Origin of the sequence: Pseudoalteromonas sp. OF5H-5, from assembly GCF_021530695.1 — a bacterium.
In the GTDB taxonomy this organism is placed as follows: domain Bacteria; phylum Pseudomonadota; class Gammaproteobacteria; order Enterobacterales; family Alteromonadaceae; genus Pseudoalteromonas.
The window spans coordinates 24,522-51,003 of the sequence record NZ_JAKGBF010000022.1 but is presented as its reverse complement, the minus strand read 5'-3'; the positions used below and the strand labels follow the sequence as shown (position 1 = coordinate 51,003).

14 protein-coding genes are annotated in these 26,482 nt (G+C 42.3%); 6 read left to right on the top strand and 8 right to left on the bottom strand.

The genetic code is table 11. From position 1 onward, the window contains the following. Window position 1: 1 nt before the first annotated feature. Genes L1271_RS22085 through L1271_RS22070 form a run of 4 tightly spaced genes read right to left on the bottom strand, consistent with a single transcriptional unit; the run spans window position 2 to window position 12,466 of the window. Window positions 2-5,407 (bottom strand): type I polyketide synthase, encoded by a 5,406-nt coding sequence (locus L1271_RS22085; protein ID WP_235368811.1) that lies wholly within the window; start codon window positions 5,405-5,407, stop codon window positions 2-4. After that, a complete protein-coding gene (locus tag L1271_RS22080) occupies window positions 5,397-8,597 on the bottom strand; it encodes a non-ribosomal peptide synthetase (protein ID WP_235368810.1) in 3,201 nt (1,066 codons plus the stop codon). Before L1271_RS22080 ends, L1271_RS22085 begins: the two co-directional genes overlap by 11 nt. After that, on the bottom strand, window positions 8,524-10,254 hold the full coding sequence (locus tag L1271_RS22075) for a cyclic peptide export ABC transporter (RefSeq protein ID WP_010604331.1): 1,731 nt from the start codon (window positions 10,252-10,254) through the stop codon (window positions 8,524-8,526). The genes L1271_RS22080 and L1271_RS22075 overlap by 74 nt, the downstream gene beginning before the upstream one ends. Before the next feature lie 28 nt (window positions 10,255-10,282). Beyond that, complete coding sequence (locus tag L1271_RS22070) at window positions 10,283-12,466, bottom strand: penicillin acylase family protein (protein ID WP_235368809.1); 2,184 nt, start codon at window positions 12,464-12,466, stop codon at window positions 10,283-10,285. 924 nt (window positions 12,467-13,390) lie between these two features. Here L1271_RS22070 and glnA point away from each other — a divergent pair. From glnA to L1271_RS22040, 6 genes are all read left to right on the top strand, one after another. Next, window positions 13,391-14,797: a glutamate--ammonia ligase gene (glnA, locus tag L1271_RS22065; RefSeq protein ID WP_010604329.1), complete on the top strand. Its 1,407-nt coding sequence runs from the start codon at window positions 13,391-13,393 to the stop codon at window positions 14,795-14,797. Between the two features lie 266 nt (window positions 14,798-15,063). Further along, window positions 15,064-15,570, top strand: a complete 507-nt coding sequence (locus L1271_RS22060; protein ID WP_010604328.1) for a DUF4124 domain-containing protein — start codon at window positions 15,064-15,066, stop codon at window positions 15,568-15,570. A gap of 547 nt (window positions 15,571-16,117) precedes the next feature. Next, window positions 16,118-17,200, top strand: coding sequence for a nitrogen regulation protein NR(II) (gene glnL, locus L1271_RS22055; protein ID WP_102055862.1), 1,083 nt, complete (start codon window positions 16,118-16,120; stop codon window positions 17,198-17,200). After that, window positions 17,197-18,594, top strand: a complete 1,398-nt coding sequence (gene ntrC, locus L1271_RS22050; protein WP_010374447.1) for a nitrogen regulation protein NR(I) — start codon at window positions 17,197-17,199, stop codon at window positions 18,592-18,594. Before glnL ends, ntrC begins: the two co-directional genes overlap by 4 nt. A 145-nt stretch (window positions 18,595-18,739) precedes the next feature. Next, the gene (locus tag L1271_RS22045; RefSeq protein ID WP_235368808.1) at window positions 18,740-19,765 is read left to right on the top strand and encodes a tetratricopeptide repeat protein; all 1,026 of its coding nucleotides are present in this window, start codon (window positions 18,740-18,742) and stop codon (window positions 19,763-19,765) included. A gap of 125 nt (window positions 19,766-19,890) precedes the next feature. Next, window positions 19,891-20,352 (top strand): cyclic nucleotide-binding domain-containing protein, encoded by a 462-nt coding sequence (locus L1271_RS22040; protein WP_010374445.1) that lies wholly within the window; start codon window positions 19,891-19,893, stop codon window positions 20,350-20,352. A gap of 33 nt (window positions 20,353-20,385) precedes the next feature. Here the strand turns inward: L1271_RS22040 and L1271_RS22035 are convergent, their stop codons facing one another. The 4 genes from L1271_RS22035 to L1271_RS22020 all read right to left on the bottom strand — a co-directional run bounded on the left by L1271_RS22035 (window position 20,386) and on the right by L1271_RS22020 (window position 26,466). Continuing rightward, window positions 20,386-21,621, bottom strand: a complete 1,236-nt coding sequence (locus L1271_RS22035; RefSeq protein WP_010374444.1) for a cysteine desulfurase-like protein — start codon at window positions 21,619-21,621, stop codon at window positions 20,386-20,388. A 9-nt stretch (window positions 21,622-21,630) separates the two neighbouring features. Further along, entirely contained in the window at window positions 21,631-22,263 is a 633-nt protein-coding gene (locus L1271_RS22030; RefSeq protein ID WP_010604322.1) for a 2OG-Fe dioxygenase family protein, read from the bottom strand. Window positions 22,264-22,508: 245 nt separating this feature from the next. Further along, the gene (acnB, locus tag L1271_RS22025; protein WP_045989411.1) at window positions 22,509-25,106 is read right to left on the bottom strand and encodes a bifunctional aconitate hydratase 2/2-methylisocitrate dehydratase; all 2,598 of its coding nucleotides are present in this window, start codon (window positions 25,104-25,106) and stop codon (window positions 22,509-22,511) included. A gap of 310 nt (window positions 25,107-25,416) precedes the next feature. Further along, window positions 25,417-26,466, bottom strand: coding sequence for an OmpA family protein (locus tag L1271_RS22020; protein ID WP_102055859.1), 1,050 nt, complete (start codon window positions 26,464-26,466; stop codon window positions 25,417-25,419). Window positions 26,467-26,482: the final 16 nt, after the last annotated feature.

The window sequence follows — 26,482 nt, the reverse complement described above, 5'->3', positions numbered from 1 at the left end:
GTTAGTCCTTTTGTTGTTTTTTTCTGCGGCGAAGGGCTGCTGCTTTTTTCTTCTCAACTCGAGAAGAAACCTGAGATAAAGTATCGTCATCTTCGTTAGATGAAGAGTCTATATATTCGGCGAGTTTTTGAATTGTCGGATAGTTATACAGTTCAACAACCGCTATTTTTTCATCAAATGTTTGTTGTACTTTTTTATGGATCTGCATCAAAACGAGAGAGTCCCCACCAAGCTCAAAGAAGTCGTCTTGAATCCCTACTTTTTCTAATCCAAGCATTTGCTCCCAAATTGACACTAATGATTTTTGAGTGGGAGTTTTTGCTGCAACAAAATCCACTTCCAAATCAGGTCTAGGTCGTGTTTGTTGTGGTAACGCGTCATTCAGGTCGAATAAACCAGTGTCACCATCTGCGGAGTTTTCATAGCGCTTTATAAAATCCGATGCTGCATACAAAGTTACTGGCTGACGGTGAGCTAATGTCTGTTCGATAACACTCATTGCAGTACTATTATCAATGCCTGCTGGCATCGCTTTATGTTTATATACAAATTCACTAAGAGGTATATTGCTTACCTTACTTGAAGAGCTAGCTAAGTCTGTTTCAATTTTCTTCATCGTGAAATTTGAAATAGTTACTAGCTGCTCTCCTGTTAAGCTGAGTAAACAAATATCAAAGCTCATGACTCCCGATTTGCTGTCCTGACTCTGCAACTCGACAAAACTATAAAACTGACCTTCAAGCTTCGAATATTGGGTAAGCTTTGCATAGCTAATTGGTATATAGACGCCACCATCAATAAAAGCTCTCAGATAAGAGGTTGCGCAATCCAGTAAGGCAGGATGTAAACTGTAGTCATTAATATCAGTATCGAACTGTGCAGGTAAGTGCATTTTAGCTAGGCCTGAGCGCTCGCCGATCCACACCTTTTCAAAACAGTTCCATCTCTCACCATACTTCATCAACTGATCGTGCTGCTCTGCATTTCGGCTCACACCAAGAGCTTGAGCCCCAAGGTCTGCAGCACCAGAAACATTGTCGAATACTCTTCCTTGAATTGAATTAATTAGCTCATTAATCGACATGCTTTCTGGCTGCGCGCTCGAAACTCCACTTACCTGCCCTTTCGCATGAATTTGGTACAACTCATTACTCGGCTGATAACTCGTAATTTCGAATTGAGTACCATTGCCATCGACTGTTAGGTTGGTATATAAATCAGACCAATCTCCTGCAGATAGGGCTGCACCAGATAGAAAGTATACGTCTTTTAAAGTGATGTGCTTTGAAGGGGTTGAATGCTGAAATGCAGCTGCAGCCATCTCCAAATAGGTTGCACCAGGAATCGTTGGTAAACCCATAACCCAATGCTCAGCAAGCGGCCAATCCCTCTCTGTATGAAATTGCTTACAGTAGACCGTCTGGCCTGACTCATTGATAATTTGATCGCCCAACAGTGGATGAGTTTGATGTGCTGTAATCCGTCTTCTGCCATTTAATGCCTCTACAGCCATTCCAGCTTCTTTCCAAGCATCCCAGCGAATACTGAAAACTCTATCTATACCTCTACTATGGGCTGCTTCTGCTATACAATCCAAACCAGCATTGGCTGAGCTATAGTCACTTTGACCCATGCCACCTAAAATCCCCGTAACCGAAGAAAATAGTACGACGAACTCCATCTCTTCACGCTCGCAAATATCAACCCAAGCGTTGGCGGTTCCCAGCTTTGCAGCTAGTACCTTATGCACAATTTCATTTGTTTGGTTCATCACCATCGTTTCACCTGGCAGTCCCGCTAGGTGAAATACACCGCTAACTTGGCCAAACTCAGTGACGGCTTTGTCCCAAATTATTTGAGCTGATCGCGGTGTACTTACATCCGCCTCAAGGCAAGTTACATTGGCACCATAGGAGTTCAATTCAGCAATAAGAGGAGAAGATGAACGGTCTGTTCGACTCACTAACACTAAGTTAGCTTTATATGTTGACGCTAAATAACGAGCAAGTTCTTGTCCTGCACCTCCGAATCCACCTGTAATTACATAAGTCGCATTATCACGAATAACTACAGGTGAACTGCTCTTTTCTAGCTCCTTGCCAATTTTTAGAAACTCTGGTTGCCAAAGATTTCTGCCTCGCACCGCACTTACAGTGGACAATTTTTTAGAACGTATTATTGGAAGTAACTGAGACTGACTAAAACTTGAACTATCAAAGTCAATTTGATGCGCTGAGATGTTCTGATGCTCTTGAGAAATTACTTTCAGTGTGCCGTACACCAGCCCTTGTTCGGGTTTAAGCAACTCTATACCTGTAACGTTACAAGCTTCTGTTGTTATCGCAAACCAACTCATCTCATCTTGGTAAGAGACATTTGAGAATGCTCTTGCTAAATGGAGATATGTGAGGATGCTATGATAGTTGTCAATAGTGCTTAAACTTGGCCAAAATGAGATAATTTTTGTCGGTAATGTCACTAACCGCGTTAATTCCGCAACTAGCTTTTCATAATCTTCAAATATTTCCGCTCTCATAATGTAGCGGTTTTCATCCTCTCGCTTAAATACTTCTCCAACCCTAACAGTCGTTATTGTGCTTGCTGTTTCCAACTCTAACTGCTTGATAATATTTTGGGAAAAATGACTGTTATCATCGAGAACGAGTATATTACCTTTATTGTCACTATCCTGTGATAGGAGTGATAGCGCTTGTTTACTCCACTGTTGCTTATAAAATCCTTCAACATCCTCTTCTGCCGTTTCTCTAAAACCTGAAAACTGAGTTTTATAAACTTTGCTATCAAATTGATAAGGAGGAAGGTCGGCGATCTTGTTAAAACCTTGAAGTACCCTGCTCCAATCAGGTTCAATATCAAGCGTATAAAGCTGCCCTAAACACTTATTGAATGCTGTATGTTCATTCTTTTCGTTTCTTTTTGCGCGGGTGGTATGCAGGACTAAACTCTGACTTTCTAATTGCCCATGGCGTGACACAATGTTGGCTAGCGTATTACCTGGACCAACTTCAACAAAAGCTCGACTTGGTCCTGACAACAGCGTGCTGATACCTTTGTGAAATTGAACCGTATGACGCAAGTGCTTAACCCAATAAGAGGCATCACATAGTTCCTGCTCACCTGCCCAATCACCTGTTACATTTGAGATAATCGGCATGTTGGGAGTATTCAGTTGAATCCCTTTGAACTCAGCTTCAAAGTCACTTAACAGTGGATCCATTAATGAAGAGTGAAATGCACTTGATGTACTGAGCTCTGTAGTTTCTAATCCATTGCTTCGTGCATCTGAAATAAATATCTCAATATCCTGGACTGCTCCAGCAACAACATAGTTCTTTTCAGAATTAATAGTCGCAATTGATACATTCGACCACTTTGAGGTGTCAAACTGAGTCCAACTGCCATTCACTGCAATCATTTTCCCCGGCGTAGCACGAGACATAATTTGGGCTCTAGCGCTAATAACCTTTATCGCGTCTTGAAGGCTGAATACCCCAGCAACTGTCGCAGCAACATACTCACCAAGACTATGCCCAATTAACGCACTAGGCCGATACCCTTTATCAATTAGACTTTGAGCAATTGCAAACTCAACGGTGAACAGTGTAAGTTGCGCAAGTTTTGTTGCTCGTAACTGTTCGTCACTTGCTATCTGCTCAGTATTTCCCCAAAGTAATTCGCATACATTAACACCTGTGAGCTCATCTATGTGTGTAGAGCATAACGCTGCTACTTCTCTAAATTTTGTATCATTCTTATATAGCCATTGTGCCATCTTAGAGTATTGAGAGCCTTGACCACTAAACATGAATACCAGTGATTCAGGGTGCAGCTCCTTATTAAACGCTGTCGCTATGTATTGATTGTCGGCATCATGAACAAGTGCAGACTTAATACTCTGCTTTGAACGCTTAAATAACATAGTATAAGCAGCAGATAGTGAATCGTTAGTATTTGACCGCAACCAGCTCTGCATTGCAGCTAAGTTACGTTGTAGACTCTCTTTAGAATGACCAGTAACAGGAATAAAGGCAGCACTTTGTTGCACTGATTCCATTGCGGGTTTTCGATACTCTTCTAAAATAATATGCGCGTTTGTTCCACCAATCCCAAACGAGCTGACGCCGGCACGTTTTACCCCTGCTGATGGCCATTGCTGGAAGTGATCCGATACCATTAGCCCAGATTCAGAAAACTGGCACTTCTGATTTGCATCCTTGTAATGCAAGCTTGCTGGAATCCCGCCATGCTTTATAGCGAGTACCGCCTTAATAAACCCAGCGATACCTGCTGCGGTATCTAAATGGCCAAAGTTGCTTTTTACTGAGCCAATTAAACAAGGCGTTGATCTATTAACGCCATATACTTGGTTCAAAGCCTGCACCTCTATAGGGTCTCCCAGCTTTGTTCCTGTTCCATGAGTTTCAATGTAACCGATGCCTTGTGGCTCAACACCAGCAATCTGTAGTGCTGTACTTAACACATCTCGCTGGCCTGCAACACTTGGTGCGGTATATCCTACTTTATTATTACCATCGTTATTAATTGCTGAACCTTTAATAACAGCATGAATTTGATCACCATCGGTAATTGCATCATGTAGTCGCTTTAAAACGACAAACCCGACTCCATCACTCAAGACCGTCCCCTGAGCACTTTCATCGAATGGCCTACATTGACCATCAGGAGCGAGGATCATTCCCTCTTGATAAACATATCCTTGTATATCTGGTTCAACTAAAGCTGGGTTGGTAGATAATGAAACAGCTCCAGCTAACGCAATATCACTATCCCCACTTAACAGACTTTGACAAGCTTGGTGAATTGCAACTAAGCCTGTTGAACAAGCTGACTGTACCGTCACAGCTGGACCATTTAGATTGAACTTGTATGCCAAACGAGTATTAAAAAAGTCTCGACTAACGAGATTAATTATCTCGTAAGCTTGTGCACCACCTTCAGAAGCGGCTTGGCTAAATTGAGCTGTCCATAATGGGTTTGCTGAAGCTCCACCAAAAACGCCCAGCAACCTCTCATTTAACGTCTCTCTCCCACAACCAGCATCTTCAAGAGCTTGCCAAGCAGTCTCATGATAGAGCCTCAATTGAGGATCCATTAAAATAGCTTCACGCTCACTATATCCAAAAAACTCTGCGTCGAAGGCCATCGCATTTTCCACAACCCCCTTAACTGGAACATAAGAGTCTTGCGATATCAGCTCACTATCCACACCTGCACGCTCTAACTCTTCAGAAGAGAATGTTGACAATCCACACCGGCCTTCTCGCAACAATTGCCAAAACTCTTGTGTCGAGTTCACTTTGGGGAATCGCGAAGACATACCTATGACTGCGATTTCAGCACCATGATAATTTTGATTAGTACTCATTGACTTGTTTCCTTGTATTCAATCTTCTTTGAAGCCTTGATTTGCCTGATTGAAGTTGCTCTGTTCGGCTTTTTGCCTCGGAGTTGCGGGTCGCAGAGGCATCAATGACTTGAGCCAGCGCGTTAAGTGAGGGATAACTAAACATATCGACAACAGTTAGTGACAAACTCAATGCTTCATTCAACTTTGGCACAAGCTCAACCATTTCTTGGGATCTTGCTCCTGCATCAAAAAAGTTTGTCTCTGCATCAAGGTGAGGTATCTGAAGGTGATGGCAAATAACGGCTGCCAGCTCCTGTATCAAACGATCTTCATTTTCAGTTGTGCTTACTTGTGCAAAACTCGAAGGTAGTGAAAGCGACTTACTATCTAGTTTGCCACTTGGTGTTAAAGGAAACGCTTTAAGTGCTTGCCAATGGCTTGGAAGCATATGTAATGGAAGGTATTCAGAAGCGGCGGCTCTCAAATGTTCAGAGGATAACTCATCATTTTCAGAGATATAGTAAGCACATAAACACTGATGACCAGAGTCAGATGTCTTGATTAGAACAACTGCGTCAGAGATATTCGGTAACTTTTTCAGTATTGACTCTATTTCACCTAGTTCTATTCTGTACCCTTGGAATTTAACTTGAGTATCTATTCGTCCTACAAATTCAACACTACCATCTGCCTGTATTTTCGCTAAATCTCCCGTATTATACCAACGCTCTCCATTACAACTAATGAAGCGACTAGCAGTTAGCTCAGGTTGATTAAAGTAGCCTTTTGCCAACCCCTTACCACTGATGTATAACTCACCCGTCCAACCCACAGGCATGAAGCTATGCTGGCTATCTAGAATTGCCATCTGTGTATTAGCGATTGGATGGCCTATTGAATTTACACTCCAACTCTCTTCCACTCGGATACAGCTTGACCAAATTGTTGTTTCAGTTGGCCCATACATATTCCAAAGCGCATCAACCTTGCTTGTTAGCTCAGTTGCTAAATGCTGTGGCAGAGCTTCTCCTCCCACAAGCGCCTTTAAGCTAGGTTTACCTTGCCAGCCAGAAGCTAATACCAACTTCCATGCGCTAGGAGTCATCTGTACGATGCTGGTATCAGGTTTGTTAATTTCATCAACCAAACCTTGCAGATCATGGGTTATACGTGAAGGAAATACTTTGACCGTCGCTCCACTTATTAACGGAAGTAATAGTTCTAAAATAGATATATCAAAACTAAATGGAGTGACGGCTAATAATCTATCTCCATGGCTGATTCCTGGTTTTTTCCTCATTGAGAGCAAAAAGTTAGCTAAAGATAGATTCGAAATTTCAACGCCTTTTGGCGTACCTGTAGAGCCCGAGGTATATATAACATAAGCAGTGCTATCGTTTTTGGCTACGGTAGTCGAGCCAATTTCAACAGCGGTATTTTCACAAAGTGACTCTACAATATAAATCTTATCTGTTAGCTCAAATGCTAACTCAGAGAAATCACTATCGATGACAAGCAATGAAATATTACTGTCATGTGCCATATGCTTTAGGCGGCTAACTGGATAGCTCGGATCCATCGGCACAAAACCAGCTCCAATTTTACTCAGCGCTACAATCGCTTCCACCATTCTTTCTGAGCGATGAAGCATTAGCCCTACGAGATCACCGGCTTTGACCCCGATTTCCTTGAATCTCAATGCAAGCCGCGTTGAAGAAAGATCTAAGGCTTCATAAGTAAGTTCTCTGTTTTGACACGACACAGCTACGGTATTCGGAGATTTCCGCACTTGCTCCAAAAATAAGGTAATAAATGGTTGTATTTCCTCATCAAGTCCAGTGTCGGACAGAGATAACGATTTATTTTTCTCAGATGTAAGCATTAATTCAGAGAGTTTTACCTCTGGATTATTTGAAACTTGTTCTAGAAGAGAAAAAAGTATTTCTAAAAGCTGTGCAATTTCCTCTTTTGAAAAGTACCCCATGTGATAATCCACCTGTAGTTCAACAGGCTGCACTTCTCCATTGTCCCAAATGGTTAAGTTAAAAGGAGTAGTTTGGAAAGGGTTTTCGATATAATGGTAAGATGCATGCGCTTTAGCAAAGCGACAACTATTATTTAATTTTAAGAAGTTCACACACACATCATAGAGACCACTTCTTGCTTCAGGGCCCATATCAGAAACAATATGACCAATTGGGTATTTCTGATGTCGATATATTTTTTTTTGCTCAGAAGCTACATAGCTAAGAAACTGATCAAATGAGGTGTCTGATGTATAAGCTAGCGATATAGGGCTAACACTTGTATATAGAGCTATATCATTCTTTTGTTTCGCTGATTTTCGATTGTGAGCTGGTAACCCTACATTAAAATTACGCTCTCTATATAGTCTAGAGAACATTATAAAAACAAGAGACAAAAATACAGTACCAGGGGACTTAGCTAGAAACCCTTTGTTTGAAAATAAGCTTTCATACTTATCTCGCGCTACTGAAAAAACAACTCTCTCACTTGAGTTTTTCGATTCCAATTTCCTATTTGGAACAAGTATATTCCTTTTAGAACAATGCAAGTAAGACTTCCAAAATTCCTTATCTTTCTGATACCGTTCTGACTCCAAGTATACTGAGTCTTGTTCAAAATAGTTTTGCTGCGCGTGCTCATTAACCTGATATTCTTTTGATTCATAAGCTTTTGAAAGTGCCTCAGCCCATAGCGCAAACCCCCAGCCATCAATCAGCAAATGATGCGCTACACCTACAAACCAGATCCTTTGATCTGTCAGTTGAATGATATAAGTTTTGTAGAGGCATCTTCCCTTAAGATCAAAGGGCTGAGAAAATATTTCTTTCACAAGCTCCTGCGCTGACTTAATCGGTTCAATAGTGTCTCTATAATCAACCACCGTAGACTTAATATGTAAAGCGTTATCAAATCTTGCTTTGGGACCATCATGCTCATGCTCAATAGTCAAACTAAACATAGGGTTACTTGCTATAACCTGATCACTTGCTTCTAATAAAGATGTGACATTTGCCGAGCTTATATCAACATATCCACCAATATTATATTTAGCATTACCAATACAATGTAGCTGATCGAAGTAAACATCCTTCTGCGCTAGAGAAAAATCAAACCTCATATGCGTTATCCTTATTATTTTCTGAGTTTTTAAAATTTGATTTTTCAGCCTTAGCCTCGCCATAATTTAACCTTGAAGCACTTAGCTGAACCTCTCCTTTATCTAAATGAACGAGCTGATCTGATAAGTTATAATATCTATCATCATGAGTTATAACTATAATCAACTTATTTCTTGACTTTAAAATAGGTAGGATTTCTTTGTAAAAAATCTCTCTGAATTGAGGATCTTGATCTGCAGCCCATTCATCAAATAAATAAAAATCTTTATCTTCTACAATACTAGCTATTAATGCTAACCTTCTTTTTTGACCATCTGAAAGTTCTAAAGTAGAGAATCCATCTCCTTCTAAAAACACCTTCTCATCGAGGTTAAGCTTCACTAACCAATAATTAATTTCATCTATAACATCACTATTTTCTAAATCAATTCCATGCAGCTTTTCAAATAAGTGATAATCACTATAGATAACACTTATTGACTGGCGATAACTATCAATATTGCTTTCATCAACTTTCACATCATCAAAGATAATATTTCCTGATGTTGCCCTATAATGAAGTGTAGCGACCTTACAGAAGGTTGATTTACCCGAGCCATTCCCTCCAACAATAAAAGTTATTTCTCCGCGTCTACAACTAAAAGAAATTGGGCCAACTTCAAAATTAGATTTTTTATAAGAAAAGCAAGTATTATCGAAAGTTACTTTTTCCCAGTTACTAACCGGGGTTAATTCACTCTCTACCTCCTTAGACAAAGATGCAAGAATCAGATCTACTTTATTATATGACGCATTAGCTCTATAAATTGGAGCTATTGATTGCAATATCCATCGAATTGGGCCGGATATATATAGCAGAACCATAACTATACCCAGTAATTCACCATGACCAATCGAGTAGTAATTAACAAAAGAGAAAACCAAAACGGCGATAATTAGATAGGTTAATAGCATCCCATAGTTTTCAGCAAAGATTGTATAGTTATACGTTTTAGTAAGTGTTTCACGCATTTCATTTTCAGCTTTAAGCAACTCATTTTTAATAAATGACTCTCGCTTAACATTATTAACTTTCAACTCTTTCGCTCCCATTAGTAAAGAGCGAAATGATTTTTGAAGTTCATCTGTTTCTTGTCTTGATTTATTAAAAAACCTCATGGAATAGATGATAGGAATTTGATAGGTAATAACTGAAACAACTAAACAAACCAATAAAAATAGAAATGCCCCCATACTTAAAAAGTAGATATATAAAAATACACCTAACAAAATAACTGAACTGACTAACAGACCAGGAACTGCTTGCGCCCCCATCATAATTCGACTGATATCTGTACTTAATACAACGAGTAATTTAGAAGTTCCAACTGACTCAAGGTTCTCGATTGGAGCCCCTAGAATCTTTTCAAACAATCTTTTTCGGATATTACTCGCAAGCATTAATGCTGACTTTTGTAATGCAATCATTGACACTGATTGCAAAATAAAAATCGCAGCGCAAATACCTAAAAATAACAGCGCTAAATTTGGATGTGCTATTTGCACGCCCAGCACCTCAACAAAATCTGCGGTGCCGTCTAATACATAGCTAAACTCTTCAATTGCGATTAGAATAACTGGAACTAGCGACGCGTAGATAAGGCCTGCGATCGCGCCGCTCAACAGTGAAATAAAGACAGAGTTAGGCGCCGTCTTTCCTAATTCGGAGAGTAACCTCATTACAATTCCTTTTTATTAATTATTATATTTATTGCGGTGTTTCAGTAACTAATTGATTACTTTCATATAAGTCGATCATGTCATCATAGTGTGGGCTCATGATATTGCCGGACTGACCCGTTGAATTGATGTACCAAGACTTAAACCCTTCCTGCTTACTCGACACCATAATTTGGCGAAACCCAGCACCAAATATCTGCTCATATCCATCAGCACTATCAAACCGATAACCGGCGGCATTCACGGTATCTAATGAACCAGCTCCAGTGATCTGCCGCTCAAAAATTCGTCTCGAAAAGTCCGCTTCACTAAAGGGTTGATGCGCGAAAATTCTCGGCGCAAGCTCTCCCCATGACCACGGCCTAGCGCCAAACTTACGCTCAAGTTCAACTAAAGTCGCTTGATAGGAATCCCTAATTTCATCTGTACATTTTTCTGAAGTGTCAGAACACCATAATTCATGGTCTTGTAAGGCGAGCAATAACTGTTTGTCGGTTAGACTAGATGCGGTTAGCCCGCCACCAAATTGTGTAGCAAGACTTTGTGAATGGAATAATTTGACTTTTAAATTTCTGATCATGACTTGGTATATAGCACCAACGTCAGGGTCAGATTTATAATCTCCGTCCCAATGTAGTAGCTCACCAAGTAAAGGCTTCAGATTTGGATAGTCATTTCTAAGAAGGTTGAGTAGATCTATCGCTCCTAAGTCAAGTACATCACCTTGAATACTCCGGAAAGTATCGATGGAAAGTTTGTGTCCTCGCTTTAACTCACCTTCTATAAGAGATGCTATACGTTCCGCTCTATATGAAGGAGCCCAGTCCATAGAAATGAAGTAAGGATAATCCTCAGAGACATGTTTTTGGTTGGCATTAATGATATAGCCTTTTTTAGGGTTGAATTCCGTTGGCATACTTTCCCAAGGAATGTACCCAGTCCATTCAAACTCATACTGATTAACAGGTATGGCTCCAGAATGTTTTTTGCGAAGCGGAACTTTACCCGCGCTATTGAGGCCTATATTGCCTAGGCGATCTGCATAAACAAAATTGATTGTCGGCGTGATAAGAAGCTGGAGCGCATTCCTGAACTCTTCCCAATTAGAAGCATAATTCAGGTCGATCAAGGCAGAAATAGAAGTATCACTGTCATTTAAAGCTGTCCATCTCAGTGCATACCCATGAGACGCGCCAGCACTATAATCTAGAATAGGCCCATATTTTGATTGTGCAACCGTATGTTTTATAGTCTCTGGGGCTTTTCTAAATTGAGCTGGGAAGTCAGCCTTAACCGCGATCTCCTCTACCCTTTGAACAATTTTCTCTCCTGCAGAATTCCCTCCTCGATTAAGGTCCACTATGACCAAATCTTGCGTATCCGCGGGCATGTTAGTACCGCCCCAAGCAATATGAGCATTATGTCCAAATACAATTACAGGCAATCCTGGAATGGTCATACCTGATGCGTTTACTTCGCCGCCTAACAAAGACGCTCGATACCATAATGAAGGCATTTGGAAAGAGAGATGAGGATCATTCGCCAACATCGCATCGCCCGAAGCACTTAACTCCCCAGAAATTGCCCAAGCGTTACTCCCGGCAAATTTGCCTCCAATCCCATGCTCTAGCAATAAAGCTTCTTCGATACTCGCTAACTGGCTTAACGTCTCATCCAATTTAGCGACACGTGATATATCCTCTGATAAAGATTGCTGATCATTAAGCTCTGGATAGATTGAGTGTAAATAGTCCACTGGTAATTTAGCGGCAGCTTGTACTCTGGCGCGTTCATAATTAGCAGCAAAACTCAGAGAGTAAGAAAGTAGCTTACCTACCATTAATGAATCTTCAGGAGACCAATTTGAAGCAACGACACCAAAAACCCTAAACTCAATTGGTAGGTTTTCAGAATCTCTGATATACGCATTCACTCCTTCAGAGAAGGCAACTAAGATGCCTTTTTCCCGCTTCCCTAAACTTTTTAGCGCCTCTTTTGCAGCATCAGCAAGCCCCAAAGTACGCATATATTTATCACGCTCAATTGTTGATGCTCCAAAGACCTCACTCAAAGTACCTTTAATTAGTCGGCGCTGTAACTCCATTTGCCAAAGCCGATCTTGAGCTTGAACATATCCCATAGCGAAAAAAGCATCATGATCACTTTTCGCGCTTATATTTGGAACTCCGTACTTATCTCTAGAGATACTCACTTTGTTACTCAAAGCGCTATCGCTTAATGTGATATTATCCAGAGGTAAAGTTTCTCTCTCGTCTAAGTAAAAATAAGAGATGATTATAAGGAGGGGAATAAATACTAAAATAACAAATCTTAATGCTAATGACTCTCGAGAAAACACCTTACTTCTTCCTTGCATATCAACAGTAACAAACGAAAATTTAGCCTATTAGAGTGCATCAAGTAGCCCCTTTAACATTAGACTCAACTTATTAATATCAGGTACATAGTACCCAAAAAATGAAACTGATCAACACAAAAAACAAAACAAAAATTAACTCGATTAACACAATTAACACACAGGACACAATTGAGAAATACAAAATTGCATAATGTACATACAACTTCCTCACATGCAGTATCATTCACCTAAATACAGACAAATAAATGGTGAACAAAAAGTCGCCTATAAAATGCGGGCTCTTTGGTGTTAGCGTATATAAACAAAAGATGTAAAAATTAATCTAAGAAGCAGTTAATGAGCAAAGAAAAGTTTCGATTAAATACCTAAAGAAAGGTGCTTTATATGCAATATTTAGAATGTATTTTTTCTATAAATTTAGAAATTAATTTCAATTTTCTGCTCAATACCAGACCACCATTAGTGCAGACAACTGAATATACTCGAGCAATTTTTAGCTATTCGGTATCTTGATACCTTGAGCATTTAATCAATATCAACTACAACAGAAATGGAAAGTGTCGTTGTCAGGAAAAATATTACGCACCACCATGGAACACTTACGCACCAATTTAGTGCAAAACATCCGTTCACAGATCAGTGAATTTAAATAAATCACTAAAAATCAAACAGTTAAACAATTGGCACGATTAACGCTTATCAAGGTGCAATTGCAGTACATTGCAGCAAAAAATAACCCAACGAGTCGGAGGACACATGTCACAATCGGTTTTAGATTTTATTAAAGAGCACGACGTAAAATTTGTTGACTTACGTTTCACAGATACAAAAGGTAAAGAACAACACGTATCGATCCCACATCATCAAGCCGATGAAGACTTCTTTGAAGACGGCAAAATGTTTGACGGCTCATCTATCGCTGGTTGGAAAGGCATCAACGAATCTGACATGGTACTTATGCCTGATGCAGAAAGTGCTAAGCTAGACCCATTCGCAGAAGAAACAACGCTTATCGTCCGTTGTGACGTGGTTGAACCAAACACACACCAGGGTTACGAGCGTGACCCACGTTCAGTAGCTAAACGCGCTGAAGAGTTCATGCGTTCAACGGGTATTGCAGACACCGTATTATTCGGTCCAGAGCCAGAGTTCTTCTTGTTTGACGATGTTAAATTTAAAACTGACATGTCTGGCTCAATGTACAAAATTGATGCTGAAGAAGCGGCTTGGAACTCAGACAAAGACTACGAAGGTGGTAACACAGGTCACCGTCCTGGCGTAAAAGGTGGTTACTTCCCAGTAGCACCGGTAGATTCGTCTAATGATTGGCGTGCAGCTACTTGTTTAGTACTTGAAGAGATGGGCCACGTTGTTGAAGCGCACCACCACGAAGTAGCAACTGCTGGTCAAAATGAGATTGCGACTCGCTTTAATACTATGGTAACTAAAGCAGACGAAATCCAAGAGATGAAGTACGTTATCCACAACATGGCTCACCTATACGGTAAGACAGCAACCTTTATGCCTAAGCCAATCGTTGGTGATAACGGTTCAGGCATGCATTGCCACCAATCACTTGCTAAAGACGGCAAGAACATCTTCGCAGGCGACAAGTACGGCGGTCTATCTGAAGAAGCGCTTTACTACATTGGTGGTATCATTAAGCATGCTAAAGCAATCAATGCATTCACTAACCCAGCAACAAACTCTTATAAGCGTCTAGTACCTGGGTTTGAAGCGCCAGTTATGCTTGCATACTCAGCACGTAACCGCTCAGCATCAATCCGTATCCCGGTGATCCCATCAGAAAAGGGTCGTCGTATCGAAGTACGCTTCCCAGATCCTGCGGCGAACCCATACCTAGCTTTCGCAGCGCAGTTGATGGCTGGTCTTGACGGTATCCGCAACAAGATCCACCCTGGCGATGCAATGGACAAAGATTTGTACGACCTACCAGCGGAAGAAGCAGCAGAAATCCCAACAGTTGCAGCATCACTTGACGAAGCGCTTGCTTCTCTAGATGCTGACCGTGAGTTCTTAACTCAAGGTGGCGTATTCACTGACGACCTAATCGATGCGTACATCACACTTAAGTCGAAAGAAGTTGAAAAATTAAACATGACAACTCACCCAGTTGAGTTCGAAATGTACTACAGCGTTTAATCGCTAACAGACTACTACGCTCAGTACCGCGGTATTGAGCTTGTAGAGCCAAAACTCATTATGCGTTTCTGGCACTCTTAATCATATGTGTTCTCAAGCCCGTAATTACGGGCTTTTTTAATTTAATTCAAAAGGTTAAATTAAATATCTCGAATAAATTTATTATCGGAGTTACTCATTTGTAACTCGCAATTCCAACAACACTATACTAAAGTATGAACAGTAGTTTACTGTGGAGAGTTGTGGTGCGTCAGTGGTTTCTTATAATGTCGGTTAGCATGACGCTAACCCTAACAAGCATTGATGCTGCAGCAGAGTCCAATCCAAAAATCTATCGCTGGAAAGACAAAAACGGCCATTGGGTCTATTCGGATGTACCGCAACCTGGTTCAAAAGAAGTCAAACTCAACGCCAGCGCTTTAACCATGCCAAGTGTTGATACTAAAATTCTCGAACAAACGGATACAACACCAACGATTCAATATACAGCTAAAATCACTTCTCCTGAGCATGAGCAAACAATCCGTGATAATAGTGGCAGTGTATACGTAACTGGCACCATAGAACCAAGATTTACCCAAGGTTTAAGCGTGCAACTCTTTCTCAACGGAACAGCCACAGGGCCAAAACAAAGTAATACTCAGTTTTCTTTGCGTGGTATCAATCGTGGCGAGCACTCTTTGGTTATGAAAGTGTTTAATCAAAAAGGTATGTTAGTCGCCCAAAGCGATGCTCATAAGTTCTTTTTGCACCGCAATACCGTGAATAATTAGAGCGATATTGCTTACCTACACTGACTTTTAACCAGTAGTTGCAAACACACCATACTCATCCCTCCTGCTATTGAGGAGGCCAAACTCGACATTTCATTGTGTTCAATCCACAACCTTTGCTCACCCACCTGGATTTGATAGTAGACTTCAGCCTTTGTTTGCAGTAGATATTTATCTCGCCAGTTAGGTTGAACGACCCGTATTACGCCTGTAAGGGTGGTTTTCTCGCCATTCGTAGCCCGATGTAAATTAGCGGTGTGAGGCGGAAAGCAACCCGTATACTCGGTAACATTCCTAGCGCCTTGAAAGTCACAACCACTCATGCAGAACGTGACAAAAAGGCTCCCCCCGCAAGCACAAGCTAGATGTATTTTTTGACACAAAGCATTAATAATGTGGGCACCTTAAAGTTGGCATGCTTTATTAATACCAAGTTTAGGATACGAGTTCGAAAACCCCTAGTTTCTGAGCTCAGGTAATAATTTAATCCAATGGATGCAAAGCTATGCTATTCTCATTGCACCACATTGGTGCACGGTGAACATATATGGATCAACATAACTCGATTGACTTGGATAAAGTTTGGCAATCTCTCTCAACCGCGATTTTAGTGCTCGATCAAAATTTAATGATCCACTATGCCAATTACAGCAGTAGTGAACTACTGGGACTCAGCACTAAACGGCTTGTTGGACTGGCGATTGATAGTGTGTTTAATCATCATCATATAGACTTGCCACGGCTCTCTAAATACGTGCTACAAGATGGTGTAGACTGCCAGCAACACAGGGTAGACGTGGTATTTGTAGATAATCGTGTTGCGACACTAAGTCTGCATGCCAGACGAGTTTACCTTGCAGAAGAGGCGTTCATTTTAGTGGAATGTCGCCGTGTTGATGATGCCCTGCGTTATGACCAAGCATCCAATCAAATGCACCAATTTCAAGCAGCTCGAAATCTCATTCGTGGTCTTGCTCATGAAATAAAAAATCCACTTGGTGGGATCCGCGGTGCGGCGCAATTATTGCAGTACGAAACTGATCAACAAGAACGGGAAGAATGTGCCACGCTCATTATTGAGCAAGCAGATAGATTGCGCGAGTTGGTAGATAGATTGCTTGGACCCAATCAGTTACCACAAAAAGAGCCGTGTAATATCCATCAGGCGTTAGAATCGGTGATAAAGTTAACCACCTTGGAGCGCGATGCCGATATCACCTTGGTAAAAGATTATGATCCCAGTATTCCGGCTATCGTGATAGATCAAGCCAAAATTCAGCAGGTTCTGCTGAATATGCTACGCAATGCTCAACAAGCGCTACAGCATGACGGTACGATCACCATAACAACGCGCATTAAACACCGTCTTCATCATGGTGAGCGACTATTGAAAAAAGCATTACTCATCCGTATCAGCGACAACGGTCCAGGGATCGCCGATGAGGTAAAAGAGACATTGTTCTTTCCGATGATCACGAATAAAGAAGGAGGCTCTGGACTTGGGCTCTCTATCGCGCAAACTTTGGTAGAGCAACACCAAGGATTTATCGAATGCGATAGTTGGCCAGGACACACTGAGTTCAGTATCTATCTTCCCTTTGACAACACCGAAACAGGAAACGTGCAATGAAATCAGTTTGGTTAGTCGATGATGACGCTTCAATCCGATTTGTTTTAGAAAAGGCATTAAAGCGAGCTGAGTTTGAAACCGAGAGCTTCGCCAGTGGTCAAGATGTATTGACCGCGCTTGAATATGAGCAACCCGCGGTTCTGATCTCAGATGTACGTATGCCAGGTATCGATGGCATGGCCTTGTTAGATAAAATTGCAGGGCTCTACCCAAACTTGCCGGTGATCATTATGACCGCGCACTCGGACTTGGACTCTGCGGTCAACGCATTTAAAAAAGGGGCGTTTGAATATCTCGCCAAACCTTTCGACTTAAACGAGGCCGTTTCCCTTGTGCAACGTGCATTTCGTGCAGGCCAGCAAACTAAAAAGCAAAAGCGCCAAAGTGAAAAAGCCAATAGCCCCGACATTATTGGTGAAGCCCCAGCGATGCAGGAAGTGTTCCGCGCCATCGGTAAACTTTCCGCTTCAAGCATGAGTGTATTGATTAACGGCGAATCTGGTACGGGTAAAGAGCTTGTGGCAGGCGCACTGCACAATCACAGCCCGCGCAAAGAGGCTTCTTTTATCGCGCTCAATATGGCCGCCATTCCCAAAGATCTCGTCGAGTCTGAGTTGTTCGGCCATGAAAAAGGCGCTTTTACTGGCGCTGACAGCATGCGCCGTGGCCGCTTTGAGCAAGCCGATGGCGGCACCCTATTTTTAGATGAAATCGGTGATATGCCACTGGACGTGCAGACTCGGCTATTGCGCGTACTCGCCGATGGTGAGTTTTATCGGGTTGGTGGCCACAACAGTGTGAAAGTCGATGTCCGTATCGTCGCGGCTACCCATCAAGACTTAGAGACACTGGTCAAGCAAGGTAAATTCCGTGAAGACTTATTTCACCGCCTCAATGTCGTCAGGTTAAAACTACCAGCCTTACGTGAACGCCCTGAAGATATCGCCGCCCTGTGCGATCACTTTCTTGCAAAAAGCGCAAAGGAGCTAAAAGCCGAGCCAAAAATCATCTCCAAACATGCTCTGCAAAAAATGCAGGCGTATCATTGGCCTGGCAACGTTAGGCAATTGGAAAACACCTGCCGTTGGTTAACGGTAATGGCCCCGGGTGAACTTGTCACCCCTGCGGATCTGCCCGAAGAGCTAGAAAAGCCACAACAGATTGACGCCTTAGAGCATGGCAATTGGCTGGACGCATTCCAAACTTGGTTAGACTCAGAGTTACGTAAAGGAAAAGACCATATTTGGCCCGATGTACAGGCACAATTAGAAACACGACTGATCAAATCCGCACTCAATGCCTGCCATGGCCATAAACAAGATGCGGCGTTAAAGATAGGTTGGGGACGCAATACGTTGACCAGAAAGCTAAAAGAGAGAAATATTCAGGACTGACTCGATTGCTTGAGTCACATAGTTCCGCTACGTGGGCAGCAATCAAGTCAGAAAAATAACTTAACCTAATGATATATAAGTGACTTTAAAAATCCATCAGAACAGTCTACACTCTCTAAGTTAGGTCCAGTTAAATAGTGCTAGTGTGTCATCTTTTATAGTCGCTTTAATAATAATCTCAAGTGCTTTAGGTGCAGGAGAAGCTAAGGTAGAGCATACCTATGAATATGATAGAGCCGAGTATTTTCTCAACAAAGACCCTGCTCGTGCTTTACAAATCATTCAGCAGGTTGAGCCAGACAGGCAAACGAATAAAGCTCAATATATCAAAAGACAGCTTTTAGAAGCTACAGCACTAATGCTGCTGCGAAACAATGATGTTGCGCAACAGCCTGTGGCACGGCTTTTTGAGCTTTCTCAGACTGCTGAGTTTCGAGGCGAGCTTTTCCAAATCACCTTTTTATCCGCAACTTTGCTTAGACGTGCAAATCGCCTGGAAGACGCCACACAAGCCTATACTTGCGCACTTAAATACACAACTAATTTGAAGCAACAGCTGAGGGTATTAAATGGACAAGCAAATACACTCAGAGAACAAGGACGATACCCAAAAGCAAGCGCCATTTACGCTCAAGCAATCAAGGTCGCAGAGCAACTCCCTGATAATATAGCCATGGCTTCTATCTACAACAACTTAGGGGTGCTGCATCTAGATGCCAATAACTTAACAGATGCAAAATCAGCCCTTCAGCATGCTTTTGAACTTTTCCAGCTAGCCACAGTCAAGTCAGCCGTTTTAAATTCCGGTCTCAATCTTCTACTCGTCGCGGTGTTAAGCAAAGATGAAGCCCTTTATCAACGCCTCCAGCCTAGATTACAAGCACTAACAGAGGATTACTTAAATGAGTCTCGATCGGCTTATCTTGACTGGATAAAAGCAGGACAGGCGTTTTCCCAAGGAAGCCACCTCAACGGATCAGAAAAAGCCAAGTTAGCGGCATCTTTTTTGAAAATAGATGACTTAGGCTTGAAGCGATTATTAAAAACACACTTAGCTATACCAATGAATGTGCGTCTAGATGCATCAGCATTTAAGCAAAACGCGTTTTCACTGAGTAGTTCAAAAGCAGATCCTGTGTGGGTCAAAAAGTTACTCAACTGCAACTGGTGAGTTGATTTATTCACAGCAGCTTGTATTCATACCTCAGAATCAACCTGCAAATGGGGGGTAATCATTGACGAGAAAGTCAAAAGCACGCAATATTCATGAATAAATTTGATTACCGAATGGGTTGCATGAAGTTACTTGAAAATGTCCCACTGTTTAAACAACTAGAGATCATCAATCGCTTAGCTTTTTTTAAAGAGTTTACGCTTGCCGAGCGCCAGGTGTTGCTTGAGTCTTTTGGTCACTTATATCTGGTGCAACAAGAGCGTCATGCTTTCAAACGCTTTGAAAAAGACAATCGCCTGTATATTGTATTAAGCGGTGAGTTTTTGATTTTTAAACAAGATGCGGCCCATGATTTAGGTAAAGTTGGTCCTGGAGAGTTTTTAGGTGAAGGTGCATTTATCACTAACCGAGAACGCAGCACTAGCGCACAAGCGTTAAAAGACAGCATCATATTGGCGATAACCCCAGATGCATTAACACGCTTGCCTAATGTGATCCGGGAAAAAATCAAAGATAAGCTCATTGAAGGTATGAGCCATCGCATTGCTAAGCTCAATGCATTTATTGAAGGGCAAGAAACCTAAATGAGCAGTGGGAGCCGTAGCTCCCACTTTGTATTATGCTAACAACTCACTGAATGCATCAAACAAGCTATCTAGTTCTTCTATGGTGTTGTAATGCATACAACCGATGCGAACAACCCCACCTTTATCCATCACCCCTAGCTGCTCGCAAAGCCCTTGGGCGTAGAAATTACCATCCCATACGCACATGTGCTTTTTACCTAAGAATTCCGACACGGTACGTGGCTCGATGCCATCAAATGTCAAAGCAAACGTTGGTGTACGCTCAGCGAGTCGCTCACGTGACTCGATACCAAAAAGTTTAATCTTTTTAAATTCGGCTAAACGCGTTAAGAAGTGCTGGCTAAGCTGCATCTCATGCGCTTTTGTGCGTGCAAACGCCTCAACCAGTTTCTCACGGCGTGGTGCATCTACACTCATCTCGCTAAGTGAAGCAATGTAGTCAATCGCCGCAACAACACCCGCTAGTCCTTCGAAACTCTGCGTACCAGTTTCCCAGCGGCCTGGGATAATGTCTTTTGCCGGCTCCACCTTATACGGAGTAAAACCTTCTAAATGCTCACGCTTACCATAAACAATGCCCACATGCGGACCAAAGAACTTATAAGCAGAGCACGCAAGGAAGTCGCAATCCAAACCTTGTACATCGATTAGCTCATGAGGTGCATAATGCACAGCATCAACATATACCAATGCACCAACTTGGTGCGCAAGCTCCACAATGCGTTTGATATCGTTGATTGAGCCCGTTGTATTCGATGCATACGTCACCGCAACTAACTTAGTCTTGGCATTTAGTAGTGATTCAAAATGCGCAAGATCAAGCGTGCAATCGGTTTCATTAATACGCACCGCATGTACCGTCGCACCTTTATCTTCGGCAGCTTGACGCCATGAAGAAACGTTTGAATAGTGATCGGCATTGGTCACAATAACTTCATCACCTGCTTGCCATTCGCGAGATAGCGCACGGCTAAAGCTAAAGGTTAAGCTAGTCATGTTGGCACCAAATACAATTTGATCTGCACTTGGCGCATTGAGTAAGTCCGCAACCGCTTGGCGCGCTTCACTCATCAAACTGACGGTCTTATCGCTCGAGAAAAATGCACCACCTAAGTTAGAGTTAAAATAACCAAGGTAAGCAGACATCGCGCTCAATACGGATTGCGGTACTTGAGAGCCACCCGGACCATCAAGGAAAATTGGCGCGGCTCCACCAATACTTTGCATAAGCGCAGGGAACTGACGACGCACTTGATTTAAATCCATACTACCCTCTTAGGCTGTAAATACGAAGCAGTCTAGGTAACCGACTTGCTCGGCATCTAGCTTGTTCATCGGTGTTGCGTTATGCCACACTTCACGGTCATTCACCAGTGCAAATAAACCATCTTTGATTTCCATTTTGAAACAGGGCTCAGCTTCTTTGTGCTCATAAACCAATAGCTCGCCACCAGCAATATTTTCGTGAGAAACACCGCAGACACAGACATGGTCAAAGCCATCTTGGTGCACACCTTCTGGCGCAGGAGGGGTATCGCTTTCAATCGCTAACATGCGAAACTGATGCACTTCTATGCTGGTATCATCTGCAATTCCCGTCATGGCTTTAAATTCAGCAAGCATATGCTTAAAGCCATCGGTGTTTAACATGTCCTGCTCAAGGTTTTCGTAAACACGCTCAATATTACCTTGGAAAGTATTAATTGAGTCGTCTTGCACGAAAGCCTTAGTCGGCTGCAATGTCACTTCACCGTCAGTGAATTTAACCACTGAATAGCGGCGCTTTCTGAATGCACCATCGGCATAAGGGTTATCTGGAAGTTGATTGAAGAAAGGCTTAACTGCGTCGATATGTGACTGCGGTAAAAAGCGTAGTTGTAATAAATTCTGGTTGTTTACTGTTGTCATGATCCTCTCGCCCATTGATGAGAATTTGCCGACAATTCTAATAAAACCAGAGAAAATTACTGTTTAAAAAAACGGGATTTTAACAAGCAAAACGCAATAAAAACCCACTTATAGCCACTTTAATAGATTACTTATCTAGATTTAAAATAATGCTTGATAACACCATTTAACTTGAGTGCTTTATGTGCATAAAAAAAGCCAGCATGCGCTGGCTTTTTTCTTTCAATGTATTCTAGAGCGAGTAATTAAACCGCTTGTTGAATGATCACTGAGTCTGCCTTTTTAGTGTACTGAGGCATCTTATGGAAGTTCAAGTAACGGTAAGTGTCCGCAGCCGTTGCATTGATCTTCTCTGCATACTCTTGATATTCAGCAGGTGTTGGTAGTTTACCAAGAATAGCAGCTACCGCTGCAAGCTCTGCTGATGCAAGGAATACGTTTGCACCCGTACCTAAACGGTTAGGGAAGTTACGAGTCGAGGTAGAAACAACCGTTGCTTTATCAGCAACACGTGCCTGGTTACCCATACATAGTGAACATCCTGGAGTTTCGATACGTGCACCTACACGACCGTAAATACCGTAGTAACCTTCGTCAGTTAACTGATCGCGGTCCATCTTCGTTGGTGGAGCAACCCATAGTTGCGTTGGTAGACGACCACCGAAATTATCCAGTAGTTTACCAGCTGCACGGAAGTGACCGATGTTAGTCATACAAGAGCCGATGAATACTTCGTCGATCTTCTCACCAGTTACCGCTGAAAGTAGACGAGCGTCATCAGGGTCATTTGGTGCACAAAGGATTGGCTCTTTGATATCAGCAAGATCAATCTCAATGGTGTGCGCGTATTCTGCATCCGCGTCAGCAGTCATTAGCTCAGGATTCGCTAGCCACTCTTCCATCTTAGTGATACGACGCTCAATGGTACGTACATCACCATAGCCTTCAGAGATCATCCACTTAAGCATCACGATATTAGAGTTTAGGTACTCTTCGATAGACGCTTGTGAAAGCTTAACAGTACAACCTGCCGCACTACGCTCTGCAGATGCGTCAGATAATTCGAACGCTTGCTCAACCGTTAAATGCTCAACACCTTCGATTTCAAGGATGCGACCAGAGAATTCGTTGATCTTACCTTTTTTCTCAACCGTCAATAGACCTTGCTGGATTGCATAGTAAGGGATAGCGTGTACTAGGTCACGTAATGTGATACCCGGCTGCATTTCACCTTTAAAACGAACAAGGATTGACTCAGGCATATCCAACGGCATTACGCCCGTTGCTGCTGCAAACGCTACTGCACCTGAACCGGCTGGGAATGAAATACCTAACGGGAAACGAGTATGTGAGTCACCACCTGTACCTACTGTATCTGGAAGTAGCATACGGTTTAGCCATGAGTGGATAACACCGTCACCAGGGCGTAGTGATACACCGCCACGGTTCATGATGAAATCAGGAAGTGTGTGGTGTGTGTTTACATCGATTGGCTTAGGATAAGCTGAGGTATGACAGAATGACTGCATTGTAAGGTCAGCAGAGAAGCCAAGACAAGCAAGATCTTTAAGCTCATCACGCGTCATTGGACCCGTAGTATCCTGAGAACCTACTGTTGTCATTGTTGGCTCACAGTATTGACCTGGGCGTACACCTGCCATGTTACATGCTTTACCAACCATCTTCTGTGCAAGCGTAAAGCCTTTACCAGAATCAGCCACTAACTTAGGCTTACGGAAGATATCTTCAGCTTCTAGGCCTAGTGAAGCACGAGCTTTATCAGTTAGACCACGACCGATGATCAGTGGAATACGGCCACCAGCACGTACTTCATCAAGAATTACGTCTGATTTCAGTGAGAACGTTGAGATAACTTCGTCAGTACCGTGACGCTTAACCACACCTTCGTATGGGAAGATGTCGATTTGGTCGCCCATGTTTAGTTCGTCAACTGGAAGCTCAATCGGTAGTGCACCTGAATCTTCCATGGTATTGAAGAAGATTGGCGCGATTTTACCACCTAGACACACACCGCCAACGCGCTTGTTTGGTACGAATGGAATGTCATCACCCATGAACCAAAGTACGGAGTTAGTTGCAGATTTACGAGATGAGCCTGTACCAACAACGTCACCTACGTACGCTAGCGGTAAACCTTTACCATTAAGCGCTTCCAGTTGTGCAATTGGACCTACTTCACCTGGCTTATCAGGGTTGATACCGTCACGCTCGTTTTTAAGCATAGCCAGTGCGTGTAATGGGATATCTGGACGAGACCAAGCATCTGGTGCTGGAGACAAGTCATCTGTATTTGTCTCACCCGTTACTTTGAATACAGTCACTGAAATCTTGTCTGCAACGGCTGGCTTCTCAAGAAACCATTCTGCATTTGCCCATGACTCAATCACTTGCTTAGCAAACTCATTGCCTGCTTTTGCTTTTTCTTCTACATCGTAGAATGCGTCAAACATCAGTAGTGTATGAGATAAACCCTTAGCAACGATAGGTGCAAGTGCTGCGTCGTCTAGTAGGTCGATCATAGGCGCGATGTTGTAACCACCAAGCATAGTGCCAAGTAGTTCAGCTGCATACTCTTTTGAAATGAGTGGTGATTCAGCTTCGCCTTTCGCTACTGCAGCCAAAAAGCCTGCTTTTACGTAAGCGGCATCATCTACACCTGGCGGTACACGGTTGATAAATAGATCAACGATGAACTCTTCTTCACCTGCAGGTGGAGTTTTTAGTAATTCGATAAGGTCAGCAGTTTGCTGCGCGTCTAACGGCTTAGGCACGATACCTTGCGCGGCACGCTCTTCTACGTGTTTACGATATTCTTGAAGCACAATATTGCCCTCTTGGTGACGTGGACAGACAAGTAAATGATCTGGCTGCGATTATTGATGCAATCGGCTGAACCATTCCCTTGACCATAAAATATAATGAACAATTATAAGGTCTTTGAGTATAGATGAAAATCTTGCATGCGATACCTCGCCTTATAGTCACTATAAATACAATGAATAAGCATACCGAAACAAGTATATTTTGATGAATATTAGTCAAACGAGAATCATTTTAATTTTGCGAAAAGGTATGCTTGGTGGGATCAAAAAAGGCTCCTGAAGGAGCCTTTTTGCATAAGTTAAGTAAAAATTAACGCTTAACTTTTACTTTCTCTTTAGAAGAAACGTGCGCTTCTACGCGACGGTTTTCAGCATGCGCTTCAAGCGTATTAGCTGGGTTTTTCAAACGCTCTTCACCGTAGCCTACTGTGGTAATACGCATTGAATCAATACCCATATCTACGAGTTTCTCAGCAACGTTTTTCGCGCGGCGCTCAGAAAGCTTTTGGTTATAATCCGCATCACCTACTGCTGATGCGTGACCTTCAATCACTACATCTGCATTTTTATGTTCTTTTAAGAACTTAGCAACCGCGTTGATATCATCAACATATTGCTGTGAGAAAGAAGCATCATCGTGCGGGAAACGAACAAGTAGATTTACTTTGTCTTCATTCGTTTCATATAGAGTACAACCTGACGCATCAACAGCATCGGTCATTGGTGTATTGGCACATTTATCTTCGCTGTCCACTACACCGTCTTTATCACTGTCTTGTGGTGCTTCTGCAACTACAGGTGCCGGAGCAGGTGCAACTTCTTCCGTTTTAGCCGTGCTACCGAATGAGTAGTTGATACCAATTTTACCGCCAACATCAGTAAAACCTGCTTCTAAGCCTTGGTAAACTGCCGCTTCTGCATTCACGAACAAGTGATCGGTGAAGTAGTGACGAACACCAGCACCAACGTTAGCAAAAGTGTTGTCTGAAATGACGTCCAGATTCATCTTTTTGATACCCACTAGACCATAGAATGGGCCACCATCAAAGTGATATAAACCATCGATACCATAACGCTCTGCGTCTAGTGAACCATTGCTGATCCCACCAAGATCAAAATCCATGTCTGCATACTCAAGACGACCACTCCAATATTTATCAAAACGGTAGCCGATTTCAGCACCCCAACCAGTAGACTCTTCTACGTCTAAGCCAGCCATATCACGGTGATTTTGCCAGTCAGCATCATAGTAATCACCGAATACACCAAGATATACACCTTCAGTAGGTTCAGTGGTGTTTGCATTTGCATTGGCTGTTACTGCCATCGCAACTAGTAAGCTCAAAGTTTTAATTTTCATCATTCCTTCCCATCTC

Coding starts and splice junctions, on each gene's coding strand:
- L1271_RS22035 (WP_010374444.1), bottom strand. CDS start 21,621: ATGGATTTAAATCAAGTGCGTCGTCAGTTCCCTGCGCTTATGCAAAGT.
- glnL (WP_102055862.1), top strand. CDS start 16,118: ATGGATCAACATAACTCGATTGACTTGGATAAAGTTTGGCAATCTCTC.
- L1271_RS22060 (WP_010604328.1), top strand. CDS start 15,064: ATGTCGGTTAGCATGACGCTAACCCTAACAAGCATTGATGCTGCAGCA.
- L1271_RS22080 (WP_235368810.1), bottom strand. CDS start 8,597: ATGGCGAGGCTAAGGCTGAAAAATCAAATTTTAAAAACTCAGAAAATA.
- L1271_RS22020 (WP_102055859.1), bottom strand. CDS start 26,466: ATGAAAATTAAAACTTTGAGCTTACTAGTTGCGATGGCAGTAACAGCC.
- L1271_RS22085 (WP_235368811.1), bottom strand. CDS start 5,407: ATGAGTACTAATCAAAATTATCATGGTGCTGAAATCGCAGTCATAGGT.
- L1271_RS22030 (WP_010604322.1), bottom strand. CDS start 22,263: ATGACAACAGTAAACAACCAGAATTTATTACAACTACGCTTTTTACCG.
- ntrC (WP_010374447.1), top strand. CDS start 17,197: ATGAAATCAGTTTGGTTAGTCGATGATGACGCTTCAATCCGATTTGTT.
- glnA (WP_010604329.1), top strand. CDS start 13,391: ATGTCACAATCGGTTTTAGATTTTATTAAAGAGCACGACGTAAAATTT.
- L1271_RS22040 (WP_010374445.1), top strand. CDS start 19,891: ATGAAGTTACTTGAAAATGTCCCACTGTTTAAACAACTAGAGATCATC.
- L1271_RS22075 (WP_010604331.1), bottom strand. CDS start 10,254: ATGAGGTTACTCTCCGAATTAGGAAAGACGGCGCCTAACTCTGTCTTT.